This window comes from Mesoplasma lactucae ATCC 49193 (assembly GCF_002441935.1).
In the GTDB taxonomy this organism is placed as follows: domain Bacteria; phylum Bacillota_I; class Bacilli_A; order Mycoplasmatales; family Mycoplasmataceae; genus Edwardiiplasma; species Edwardiiplasma lactucae.
In genome coordinates, this window is sequence record NZ_CP023668.1 from 600724 (window position 1) to 613849 (window position 13126).

The window sequence follows — 13126 nt, forward strand, 5'->3', positions numbered from 1 at the left end:
TTTTTTGTACTTAATTATTTTTTAGTTTTTGGTTTTAATAAGTGTTCTGCAGTTAAGAATTCACCAATGAAGTTGTTTTCAACTTTTTTAGATAAAATCTTAGCTAATTGTTTATCCATAAATGGTAAGTCCATTTCTGAAATATCTTTTTGATCTGTTAATCAGTAAGCAGCTTTTGCCAATGTTCTTAAATCGAAGGCTGAAGCAAATACTTCAGGTACTCCTCTATCAACTTGGAATAATTGGTAAACAGCACTCATAGCAGTTCTTACAGAGTATTCAGTAGTAAATACTGTATCTCTTTCAATTTCTGCAAAGTTTCCGATACATGCTAAGTTAGTATATCCTTCTGGAATGAAGTATGGTCTATCTCCTAAAGCACGTGGTTGGAAGTATGAAGTGATGTATGGCATGTAAACTGGTACAGTGATCATGTGGTTTGTTGATAAATCTTCAATTTTATCTTCAGGAACCCCCATGTGTCATAATCATTCTTGAGCGATTTCTTTTCCAGTACAGTCTTCTACAGGTTTTTTAATGTAGTTTCCTTCAATACCAGATAATAATGCGTAGAATCATACAACGTATGTTCCATCTTCTTGTTTAATGAAGTGTGGTTGACGGTTCATTGTGTAGCTTAATTCTCAGTTAGAGTCGATTGCTGTAACAATTCCTCCAGTAACTGGTTGGTGTGGCTTTGGCACACGTTTAGAAATTTTTTCCATATATGGAATAACTTCGTCATCAGTTAAAGTCATTGTTGCTGAGATAAATCATGAGTTTTCTTTGATTGTGTCATAGAATTTTTCTGGTTTACCAAATGCTTTATCTTGTTCAGCTAATGATTTTCATAAGTTTCAGCTTCCACCTAAAGCTTTAGTTTTAGGCGCTGGTGTATTTTGATCTCCATAAGTTGAAGATTCAGTAATACTTCCGTTTGTAACAAATACTAAATCGTCTTTAGTTAAGTTAATTGTTTCTTTTTTACCTGCACGAGTTAATTCAATTTTACTTGCAGTTTTATCTTTGCTTTTTGAATCAACGATAATATCATCAACTCTAGTTTCATATTCAAATGAAACATTGTTTGCTTTCAAGTAATTTACTAAAGGTAAAACTAATGATTCATATTGGTTATAGTTTGTGAATTTTAATGCAGTGAAATCTGCTAATCCATCAACGTGGTGGATAAAACGCATTAAGTAACGTCTCATTTCCATTGCTGATGCTCAATCTTCAAAGGCAAACATTGTTTGTCAGTATCATCAGAAGTTTGACGCAAAGAATTCTTCTGAGAAAACGTCGTTAATTGCGACATCTTGTAAATCTTTTTCATCAGTAAGAACTAATTTAACGATTTCTTGGATTGATTTCATTGATAAAACATATTTACCATCATCAGCTTTTCTTTGTCCTCTATTTTCAATTAAACGACAGTGTGATGAGTTTGGGTATTGTTTGTTTAATCAGTAGAATTCATCTAAAACTGAATATTCTTTATTTTCAATTGAAGGAATTGAACGGAATAAATCTCATAAACATTCGAAGTGGTTTTCCATTTCTCTTCCACCACGAACTACTCATCCACGGTGTTCCATGTAACGTCCATCTAGTGAACCTCCTGAAAGTGGTAATTCTTCAAAAATATGAATTTTTTCTCCAGGGAATTTAGCATCACGGATCATGAATGCTGCAGCAGCTAATGATGCTAAACCTGAACCAACTAAATAAACGTCTTTAATTTCGTCAGTACGCGCTGGTTTTTTTGGGTTAGCAAAAGCCTCGTAATTTCCATTACTGTTGTACATATATATTAACCTCCTAAGTTATTTTATATTGTTCATATTATCTCATTTAAATATAAAAAAATACACCCTAAAAGTGTATCTTTCAAGGTGTGTATTTTATTTTTATTAACGTTTGGCTTTATCAAACGGTTCACCATCAGCGGCAGGCGCGTGAGACCACTTAGAGAAAATAACCATAACTACAATAGTTAAGATATATGGCAACATTTTGAAAGCAGCAGCGTTAGCTTTCAAACTTTCGTTTGTTGTTAAAGTTCCTAATTGGTTTCCTAATGTGTAAAGGAAGGCAAAAGCAATTGATCCAATTGTGATGTAGATTATATTTCATTGTCCAAAGATTAAGATTGCTAATCCTAAGAATCCTAATCCGAAAGTGGTTCCTCCAAAGATTCACCCACCAACAATGGTACAAATCATAATTCCACCAGCTAATCCGGCTAAGAATCCTGATAATAAAACAGCGATGTAACGGTATTTTACAACTGAAATTCCAGCAGCATCAACAGCATTTGGGTTTTCTCCAACCATCTTATATCTCATTCCAAATTTTGTGAATGTAAAGAAGATGAATAATAGGATTGTAATTGCTAACACAACTATTAATCAAACTGGTAAAACATGTTTGCTATCAACATACATTGGTTTAAAGTTTGTTGGAATATCAGTAGCATTTGGTCCAAAGAATCCTGAAGTTGCAAAGAACATTGCAATTCCAGCGGCTAAGATATTTAAAGCTGTTCCAGAAATAACCTGGTTGGATTTCAACGTAATTGAAGCAAATCCATGCAGCAAGGCAAAGATAGCCCCAACAACTCCCCCGACAATTACAATTCAAATTTGTGAGAGGTTGTGACCTCCATTTTTATTAATAACAGATCCAAGAATTGCAGTAACAAGAGCACCAATGCTCATCATTCCTTCAATTCCGATGTTAACTACTCCTGCTCGTTCAGAAACATATCCTGAAAGAGCTGCTAGTAAGAGAATCCCACAAAGGGCTAAGGCATAGTCAAAGAATGATAACATGATTATTGGCCCTCTCTTTCTAGCAATAGATTAGTTCTAGTTTTAGCTTCTACTTGAGCTATGAAATTGTTTAAGTGAGTTTCATATTCTCTTTCACAATCATCTAATAGCATTCTGCGAGTTGTAGAATCTAGTGCTTTATTTTTACTAATAGATTTACGTTTTTCTTTATAAGTTTTACTAAATGAGCCAATGTTTTCGTTGTAAACTTTTTTAACTTGTTTAGTATCAACTTTAATTTCTTTATTGGTTGCAACGTTTTGATAAGCAATTGAACTTTCTTGAATTCAATATAGTTCTTTTGCTAATCATTTGTATAATTTAGTCTTTTCAAAAACAATATGTCTTGTATCAAATACGTTGTAGTATTCTTGGTTATTAGCATTTTCAATGTTGTATAACATTAAGTCATATTCTTCTCTTATTTTAGAAATCATAGCTAAGCTATAAACACCTTTTTTAATAGTGTTTTTCTTAACTTGTTTGTAATCTTTAACAAATTGTTGAAGTTGAGCATATTGTTGTTTTGCTTCACTTGCATTAATTTGTTTTCTTTTGTTTTTAGCATCAAGATTAATTGCTTTTAAAGCTTCTTTATAACGAATATTAATTTGTTTATTTTTTTGTTTATATTCAATATTAATATTTTTAATTTCAGCTTTAATTTCTGGGTTGTTACGTTTATGTTTATAAGCTTCAGATTTTTGTTTAATAATATTTTTTTGATCAATTTTATAAACTTTGTAACGTTCTTTTAAAATAGCAACTTTGTTCTTTTTCTTAGCTTTTAATTCTGCTACTTGAAGTTTAATTTCTTCGTGAGATAAATCTCTATTTCTAGAAATGGTTTTTTTATCTAATTTGTAATCAGCATTTAGAGATTCGATTTTATTTTGGGTTTTAATTTTATATTTTTTAATTTCACCTTTTAATTCGGTATTTGAGTTAAATCAATCATAGTAACCTGTAATATCTCCACAAGTTCCTTCTTTTCAAGCTTTAGTTTCACGATAAGCTGAATCTCTAACCTTTTTAACTTTAGTTTTTTGAATTCTTTTATCGTGTAATTTTGTTTCTTTAGCTTTTTTAATTGTGTCTTTTTCATTAACTAAGTCAGATTTTGCTTGGCTTAATTTTGTTAATGAGTCACTATCACTGCGTTGTAGTAATAAGTGCTGACGACGATTAATTCCGCTCATTGCTGAATTTAATCTATCAACATAGTTATCATGTTTAATTATTTTGATTTGTTGAGAGATTTTTTTATGAGTTTCTTTAAGATTATTTCTATATTCTTTAATGTACTCATGTTGTTGTTTTTTAAGTGCTTTAATTTGTTTTTTAATTAAGTACTTTTGTTCTTTATCTTGAGTTTGTTTTCTATCAGCTTTTAAAACTTTAATTTCACTTTTTGTAAGTTCTTTATAATTTTCAATGTCTGGAATTTTTCTTCAAGACATCATTTCTTTACTAATGGTACTTCGTTCACTTCTTAAGTCTTTAATTTCATCTCTTGTAGCTTTTGAACTTGCTAAAGCAATCTTAGTTTTTAATCTTAAGATTGGGTAGTAGTTCATAAACACAGTTGAAATCGCAGCGAAGTAAACGATAATTCCAAATACTAAACTAGAAGTTTGGTTTGGCATGTTGAATAATGAAGCTGCACTTGATCCACCAGATTGTAAGATTCCTCATAAGAATGATGTGAAGAAAATTCCAATTGGATTATTAAAGGCAACTAAGGCAATTGCGATTGCGTCATATCCAGTTGAAGGTAAGTTATCAATTGAAAACGCAATGTTAGGGTTTAAAGTTAACACGTTTACAAATGATGCAACTCCAGCTAAAGCTCCAGAAATAACCATAGCTTCAGTCATTTTTGCTTTAACGTTAAATCCAGCATATTTAGAAGCATTTGGTGAAGAACCAACTGCTTTTAATTTATAACCAAAAACTGTTTTTGATAAAAGTATGGCTACAAGAATTAAACACACTACAGCAATAATTAATGGTATAGCTATACTACTTCCATTTATTGCTAACTGATCGGCTGGCATTGAGGCACTAGTATTAATTCCATCTCCAGCTAATTTTTGATATTTAGTGAATAAGAATTTTAATAGGTATCAAACTGTTCAGTTTAACATAATTGTTGTAACAACTTCGTGGATATTGAATAAAGCTTTTAAAGCTCCAGCAATTCCAGCAAGTATGGCTCCTGAGAACACACAAATTAAGAAGATAACAATAATGTGTCCTGCATTCATTGTGTGTCCTTGTCCAACTACTCCTAATTTGTAGTAGATAATTGAGACTCCGGCACCAATTAACATTTGACCAGAAACCCCAATATTGAACATTCCTGATTTAAATCCAATTCCAACCGCTAATCCAGCAATGATATAAACGGCGATTCATTGGAAAGTTTGCTCGATAAACAAGCTTGAGAAAGAAACTTTAAACAGTTCTCTTAAATAAACAAAAGGGTTTACGTTTTGAACTGCAATAATGATTCCAGCCAAGATTAATCCAAGAATAATTGCGAACAATGATCCTTTAACATATTTAGCTTTTTGTTTAGTTTCATAGGAAAGGACTACATCTTTTGTACGTTTTCCTAATTTTCAATTATTGATAAAAAATTTATTCATACATTAGTCCTCCTGTCCTGCTCCACCCATTAGAGCTCCGATTTCTTCTCGTTTTGCAGTTGCTGCTGGTAAAACTTTTACAATTTTTCCATCATTGATAACTGCGATATTGTCAGCTAAACTCATAACTTCTCCAAGTTCATAAGAAACTAGCAATACAGCTTTATTCTTATTTTTTTCTTCAAGAATTTGCGAGTGAATATATTCTATAGCTCCAATATCTAATCCTCTTGTAGGTTGTACGACTACAAGTAGGTCATGAGGACGTGTAATTTCACGACCCACAACAAATTTTTGTTGGTTACCACCAGATAATCCGCTCGAAACAGCCATACCGTTTCTAGCTCCACGAACATCGTATTGTTTTATAATTTGACGTCCGTATTTATCAATTTCATTTTTGTTTGAAAACCCAGCTCTTGCAAAAGGTTTGTCTCCGACACTTTGTAAAACAATGTTATCTAAAACATTAAAGTCCATAATCATTCCGTATTTATGACGGTCTTCTGGAATATGACTCATTCCCATTTCATAACGTTTTTTAATTGGAGCGTTAGTAATGTTTATTCCGTTAAATACAACTGCACCAGTGGTTGGTTTTGTTAAACCAGTGATTGCTTCAATTAATTCTTTTTGTCCGTTTCCTTCAACTCCAGCTACGGCTAGAATTTCACCTTCATGTACTTGTAGGCTTAAGTTTTCAACGGCATTAATTCTTTTATCAGATTCTTTTTTAGCAGTTAAGTTAATTACATTTAAAACAACTTTATCTGAATAATCATGGTTTTTGTTTTTTACTTCAACAAGTTTACGACCAACCATGGCTTCACCAAGTTCATTTCCTTTTAGTTCAGAAACTTTAAAGTCCTTAACGTTTTTACCAAGTCTAATAACTGTTGCTTCATCAGCAACTTTTTTAATTTCATCAAGTTTATGCGTAATAAAGATAATAGTTTTTCCTTTTGCTTTAAGATTTTCCATAATCTCTAATAAGTTATCAATTTCTTTTGGTGTTAACACCGCGGTTGGTTCATCAAAAACGATGATATCTGCATCACGATATAAAATTTTAATAATTTCTACACGTTGTTGCATCCCAACAGAAATGTCTTCAATTTTCGCATTTAAGTCAACATATAAACCATATTGATCCATGATTTTTGTAATCTTACGTTTAATTTTTGCAGCGTTTGTGAACATTCCCATAGTTGTATCTTCAACACCTAAGGCAATATTTTCTCAAACTTTCATCACATCAACTAACTTAAAGTGTTGGTGCACCATTCCAATTCCGTATTGATTAGCCTTAATTGGGTCTGTAATAATTACAGGATCTCCATTAATTTTAATTTCACCAGAAGTCGGCTGGTACATACCAAATAAAATACTCATCAATGTTGATTTACCAGCACCATTTTCTCCAACTAGAGCATGGATATGATTCTTTTTAACTTTTAAAGTTAAATCATCATTTGCCACAATCGCTCCGTTGTTAAAAGTTTTGGTAATATTTAACATTTCAACAGCATACTTGTCATTGTCCATATTTATTTTCCACCTATACTTTCTTTATCATTTACTAAGTTAAATTTCCCGTCTTGAGAAGCTTTAACTATGTCTTGGGCTAATTTCACAATTTTAGCTCCATCCATGTAATCACCTACATTGGTTCCTGTACTTGCGTAGAAGTTATTAACCATTTCGATTAATTTATCATCGCCAGTTACTTTAGCATTTCCGTCCCCGTTAAATAAATGTAATTTATTTTTAGTAATTTTATTATTCCCTTTTGTCTGCGCAATAGATCAATTTAAGTAAGGGTCTGGTTTTGTTCCATCTCAAACTTCTTTTCTATCAACAAGTTCTTCACCTTCTGCAGTTTTTAAAGAAGAAGCATGAAGTAAAGCTTGGTCAGAAGCATCTTGAATATTTTTAATTGCGCTTGTTACAAATCTATCTTTAGCGTTTTCGTTTGTATAAACACCCGCTTGGTCTACATCAACACCAACTAAGTAAGGTTGTTTGAATCCTACAGAATTAATTCTTGAAGAACCAATAACATCTTCAATTTGACTTCCTGCAACTGGGAAAATGATATCAGCAGGTTTTAAAGATTTATTTCCATTAATTAAACCTGGAGCAATTCCAGATCTTGTAGCTTGTCCTAGTTCAAAGCCACCAGTATAGAAACTCGGATTTTGATCAGTAATTTTTACATCTTTGATTTCTCCTGAAGTTACATTTGCAAGCTTAATTTTTGCCCTTGTTTCTTCTTTTGTAGAATTTTTAACATTTCTAGCTGATACATTTTCTGGGCTATAGTATTCATTAAATACTGCTATACCTAGCATCATCCCTCATAAATAGTTGTCTACAGCGTATTTCCCTGTTACCCCACCAAACATTCCGATTGTGATTTCTTTTTGGTCAGGTGATATTGTAGCTCCATAAAGATTCCCTTTGCCATCTTTTTGTGTAGCTCAATATGCTGCATCAAATCCAGCTTGCATCCCTGCAATTTGTGAATTAAAAAGAACTGAAATTACATTTTTGTAAGGTCCTTCTGTTTTTTTAACTTCTGGGTCTGGAGCACTTCCGTCTATCATCACGATAGTCTTATCTTCAAATAATTTAACTGCTTTATCTAACGGAGCCATGTGTACGAATCCAGCTAGAAGTAAAGCATCTGCTTTTTTAAGCTTTGCCAATCTATAGCTTGAAGATAAAGAAGTAATTGATGAGTCTTGCGGAACAATATAATTATCTTTTGGGTCTACATGAAACATTGAATCAACATCGTTGTTATTATAAGCACTATCATAGTACTTCATCATTCCCTCGTATGTAGCTTGATCAAATGAATGGTCAGTGATTTGTCCCCCATCAGTAATGGTAACAACTCTTTGTCCTTCAAATCCAGGTGCATATTTAGGTGCTACACAAGAAACAACATTAGAACCAACTGTAGCAGTTAAACCTATGCTTCCTAAAATAGTTAGAAACTTTTTCATCTATTCCCTCCTTGAAACCCAAATTTTTCCCAAAAAAAAGGAGAACTAAAAAAAGTTCTCCCAAGTTATAAAACTCTCAGATTGTTCTGCGAAGTGATTTTTGCATATCTCTTAGCAGAGTTGCAACCCAATCGTCCTATACTCCCTCGTATACCTTGGGATTATCAAGAATTATTTTCACAAATAAAACTTGTAGGTTTCTTAACTTATTATTTTTTCATTAGTATAATCTTATCAACTTCTTATTAGATTGGAAGCATTTTTTAAGATTTTTAAAAAATATCTTTGAAAGAAAGAATATTAAGTTTTGTAAACGTATTTTTATTTAGAAATATCTTGTACATTAAAGATAAATCTTTCTACACCAAATTTGTTAATTAAGTCATCTGCAAACTTCATGATTGTTTTACCATTCATGTAATTTTGAACAGCACCTAAAGCTTCGTATTTATCTACTACATCGTTCATCATATAAGTTTGTTTAGCTTTAGGATCGTTTTCTTTTACAGGCTTATCGCCTCATGGATCATTAGGGTCGTCTTGACCATCATATAATTTAAATTTATGTTCTTTAACTTTATAGTCATTTTCTCATTCATCATTTGAGTTTTTAGAATCAACCATTCCAGTTGATCAGTTATAAAACTGTCTTGGCATAGTTCCATCTCAGCAATCTTCAAGATTTCTTGAGATAAGTTCATTATTAACTTCATCTTTTATTGAATAAGAATGTTTCAATGCTTGTTCAGTTGCAGAAGTAATATTTTTAATCGCTCCTGTTACAAATCTATCTCTATGGTTCGCATAAAGTTTTGATTGGTTAACATCAACTCCAATTACATAAGGTCTAGCTGCCCCATCTGCTTTTGGTGAATAGTTTAAGACATCTTCTATTTGCGGTCCAGCGACAGGAAAGACAATGTCTGATTTTTGATTATCAATTAAGTTAGGAGTAATCCCTTTTTTGATTGAGTCGTTTAACCCGAATGACCCAACTCATCAATTGGCAGCCATCCCTGGTGTATAAACTAAATTTTCTAGTTTTTTATCATGAGAATTTGCAACTAAAATTTCTGAACGTTTTTGTAAATTATAAACACTTTCAGTTTTATCAGAAGCATAAAGTTGATTGAATAAAGCAATCCCTAATAAAGCTCCTCATAAATAACTATCTAAACTATATTTATCTTGAGCTCCACCAAACATTCCGATTGTAATGTGACCATCATTATTTATATCACCAATCATTTTGTTGTCTTTGTCTTTTGTTGTTGCTCAATAAGCAGCATCGAATGCTGCTTGCATTCCTGCAAATTGAGAATTAAATTGGATTGAAATAACGTGATTAAAGTTTGGGTTTGAATAATCAACTGAAGAATCAATTAAAGTAATTGACTCGCCTTCATTAAAGATTTTTACAGCTTGACTCATTGTTGAAGCATGAGTAAATCCAGGTAAAACTAAAGCATTAGCTTTTTTAAGTTTTGCTAAACGATATCCAGATACAAGTGAAGTGTTTGTTCCATCTTGTGGTTGAACATAATTGTGTTTTGCAGAAAGGTTATATTCTTCTTTTAAATAGTCACTCATTCCATCATAAGCAGCTTCATTAAAAGCATGATCATTGATGTTTCCAGAATCAGTTACCATTACAACTCGTTGCCCATCAACTCCAGAAGCGTATTGAGGAGCTATACATGAAACAACACTAGTAGAAGAAATACCAACTATACCAATAGAACCTAGAATAGTTAATAACTTTTTCATTCTCTCAAACACTCCTTACCAGATTATTTATATTGGGTAAGGTTGAGAGATTTAAATAAAAGACTGTATCTTAAGAAAAGAAATTATTATAAATATTTTAATGATTTCTTTTCTTATAGTCTCCAGTTAGGTGGAGGTAGAAACAGTATCCCTTTTTGATACCCTATATAAGATTTTTATAATTTTAATTTTAGCATAGAGCATCTGATTTTAATATCTATATTAAAGCGAAAATTCGCCATTTTGTTTCTATCTATCAATATATTTATCATTGTAGAATAGATTTTTTTGTAATTTGTCTGTGCTTAAGTCTGTTTCTTTTAGTGGCGGAACGTCTGCTCCAGCCACAGCTGGTGTTTCCATTCCTTTATCTGTTCCGAATTTTCAGATAATGTCTCTAGCGAATTTAGTGATTACATCACCGTTCATATAATCTTGTGAAATTGGTCCAACTTCATTTGCAAAAAATTCATTAACATAATTAATTAAAGTTGGTTCATCTTTAGGAACTTCAACCGCCCCTTCTTTATCTGCATCGGGTCCATTTTCACCAGGAGAAATTATCATTTTATGACGTTTTAATTTATTATCATTATTTCATTCTCCTAGTTGATTTTTAGAATCTAATAAATCGATTGACCAGTTATAGAAAGCGTTTGGAGAAGTTCCATCTCAATTTATAGGGTTTGGTTCTCCAGCCGCCTTATTTGCTTTTGCTAATGAAGAAGAACGTTTTAGAGCCTCAACTGTAGCACTGTGAACATTCTTTGTTGCACTAGTAATAAATCTATCTTTGTAGTTTGCATAAGCTTTTGATTGATCAACATCGACTCCAATCACATAAGGTTTAGCAGCTCCTTTTACTTTCGGTTCATAACCTAAGACGTCTTCAATTTGAGGTCCTGCAACTGGGAAAATAATGTCACATTTTTCATTATCAATTAAAGCAGGAGTGATTCCTTTTTTAATTGAGTCATTTAATCCAAATGAATTTGTTCATCAGTCTGGATCATAAGTAACGTTTTCTAGTTTTTGATCTTTAGCTTTGGCAATTCTAATTCCATTATCATCGGTTCTTCTTTCACCAAAAGCTTGTAATTTATCTAGTTGGTTAAACAATGAAACACCAAGCAACATCCCTCACATATAGTTATCAACACCATATTTGTTTGTTGCCCCAGCAAATGTTCCAATTGTTATATGACCATCACCATTAGCATCACCAATCATTTTTTTGGTTTTCTCATCTTTTGTAGTTGCTCAATAAGCAGCATCAAATCCCGCTTGTAGCCCTGCAATTTGTGAGTTAAAAAGAACAGAAATAACATTTTTATAATCTCCAGTAGTACTAATTTCAGGAGCAACTCCATCAATTAAAACTATCGTTTTGTCTTTAAATATTTGTGCTGCAGCAGGCATGGCAACCATGTGAGTAAATCCTGGTAAGACAACTGCATCAGCTTTTTTATAATGACTAAGTTTGTATCCAGAAACTATTGAAGTATATGAAGAATCTTGTGCTTCAACATAATTTCTAGAAGTGTTCATATCATACATTTCTTCACCGAAGTTTTTAATCCCCAAACGGGCATCTTCATTGAATGAATGATCATCAACTTTCCCTCCAGCAGATGAAAGCATAACTTTCCCACCTTCAGGTCCAACTGCATATTGCGGGGCAATACATGACACAACGCTAGTAGTAGATATTCCAGCAATTGCAATTCCTCCAAGAATTGGAAGAAATTTTTTCATAATTATAATTCACCTCTTTTTTACTTTATTTGTTTATAAAAAGATAAAAAATCTAAGGTTTTAGCGACAAATTAGGTAAATAAAAAGAGAACCTTTCACCACTGAAAGAATTTCTCCTCTTAAACATAACAACATGATATCGCTTATGTCTCATAGTCCCTAATTAGGATTAGGGGTGGAGTCAGTAGCCCATTATGCTACCCTATATAAGATTTTTATTAACTTTTATAATTATGAATATACACTCATAAAATTTAAAAATCATAGAGAAATTTAAATTCATTGATTAATTTCGAAAGCAGAAATTTCAACTTTTTTCTTTAAAACGTTTTGCACACTGACTCTCGTTGAGATATCCACATTTTTAAAAAATAAAATTTTCCAAAAATAAAAAATTCAATGGAAATTTACTCCATTGAATTAAAATTACTTATTATTTTTAAGAACAATCTTATTAATATTTTTACCAAGATTATGAAATTTTTTTTCATATTCAGTGGCCACATTATCTTTTAATTGGTCTTCATCTTTATATAAATCAGTTGTTTTGTAAAGAACTTCTCAATTAGGTCTTTCTTCTAATTCTTCGACAGTAAAAGCAAATAATCCGTCATTATCGGTTTTCATTTCAATAATTCCGTTTTGTTTTAAAATTTGTGAATAGTTATCTAAAAAATCGCGGTAAGTCAAACGTTTCTTATAATGTTTGGCTTTAGGTCAAGGGTCTGAAAAATTCAAGAAAATGATATCAAATGAATTAGGCTCAAACATATCTGTTAATTTTTCAGCGTAATGATTTAAGAATTTAATATTAATAATATCTTTTTTCATTTCTTCATATTCATTAACAGTTTTCTTTAAAGCAACACCAACAACAGTTGATTCTTTTTCCATTGCAATGAAATTTGTATCAGGATGTTTTAAAGCTTGACCAATTACAAAGTCACCTTTTCCACAACCAATTTCTAAAGCAAATTTATTGTTTTTATTATCAAAAACTTTTTCTGGTTTAATTTTTTCTCCCTCATGAACTTCAACCATATATTGTTTGTGATCGTTAATATATTCTTCAGTTCAGGCTTTATTTCTTAAACGCATATTTTATCTC

At 31.7% G+C, this 13126-nt stretch carries 8 protein-coding genes and 2 riboswitches; all 8 genes read right to left on the reverse strand.

Annotation, left to right across the window (positions count from 1 at the left end):
- Positions 1-14: 14 nt before the first annotated feature.
- The 8 genes from CP520_RS02680 to trmB all read right to left on the reverse strand — a co-directional run bounded on the left by CP520_RS02680 (position 15) and on the right by trmB (position 13116).
- On the reverse strand, positions 15-1808 hold the full coding sequence (locus tag CP520_RS02680; protein WP_096862913.1) for an oleate hydratase: 1794 nt from the start codon (positions 1806-1808) through the stop codon (positions 15-17).
- Between the two features lie 105 nt (positions 1809-1913).
- Entirely contained in the window at positions 1914-2834 is a 921-nt protein-coding gene (locus CP520_RS02685) for an ABC transporter permease (RefSeq protein ID WP_096862914.1), read from the reverse strand.
- A 2-nt stretch (positions 2835-2836) separates the two neighbouring features.
- Positions 2837-5485 (reverse strand): ABC transporter permease subunit, encoded by a 2649-nt coding sequence (locus tag CP520_RS02690; RefSeq protein WP_096862915.1) that lies wholly within the window; start codon positions 5483-5485, stop codon positions 2837-2839.
- A gap of 3 nt (positions 5486-5488) precedes the next feature.
- Positions 5489-7030: an ABC transporter ATP-binding protein gene (locus tag CP520_RS02695; protein WP_096862916.1), complete on the reverse strand. Its 1542-nt coding sequence runs from the start codon at positions 7028-7030 to the stop codon at positions 5489-5491.
- A gap of 2 nt (positions 7031-7032) precedes the next feature.
- A complete protein-coding gene (locus tag CP520_RS02700; RefSeq protein WP_096862917.1) occupies positions 7033-8496 on the reverse strand; it encodes a lipoprotein in 1464 nt (487 codons plus the stop codon).
- A 321-nt stretch (positions 8497-8817) separates the two neighbouring features.
- Positions 8818-10263 (reverse strand): lipoprotein, encoded by a 1446-nt coding sequence (locus CP520_RS02705; RefSeq protein WP_096862918.1) that lies wholly within the window; start codon positions 10261-10263, stop codon positions 8818-8820.
- Positions 10264-10374: 111 nt separating this feature from the next.
- Positions 10375-10436, reverse strand: a riboswitch (nucleoside riboswitch).
- A 76-nt stretch (positions 10437-10512) separates the two neighbouring features.
- The gene (locus CP520_RS02710; RefSeq protein ID WP_096862919.1) at positions 10513-12018 is read right to left on the reverse strand and encodes a BMP family ABC transporter substrate-binding protein; all 1506 of its coding nucleotides are present in this window, start codon (positions 12016-12018) and stop codon (positions 10513-10515) included.
- A 148-nt stretch (positions 12019-12166) separates the two neighbouring features.
- Positions 12167-12230: riboswitch (nucleoside riboswitch) on the reverse strand.
- A 214-nt stretch (positions 12231-12444) separates the two neighbouring features.
- Positions 12445-13116, reverse strand: a complete 672-nt coding sequence (gene trmB, locus CP520_RS02715; RefSeq protein ID WP_096862920.1) for a tRNA (guanosine(46)-N7)-methyltransferase TrmB — start codon at positions 13114-13116, stop codon at positions 12445-12447.
- Between the last annotated feature and the right edge of the window lie 10 nt (positions 13117-13126).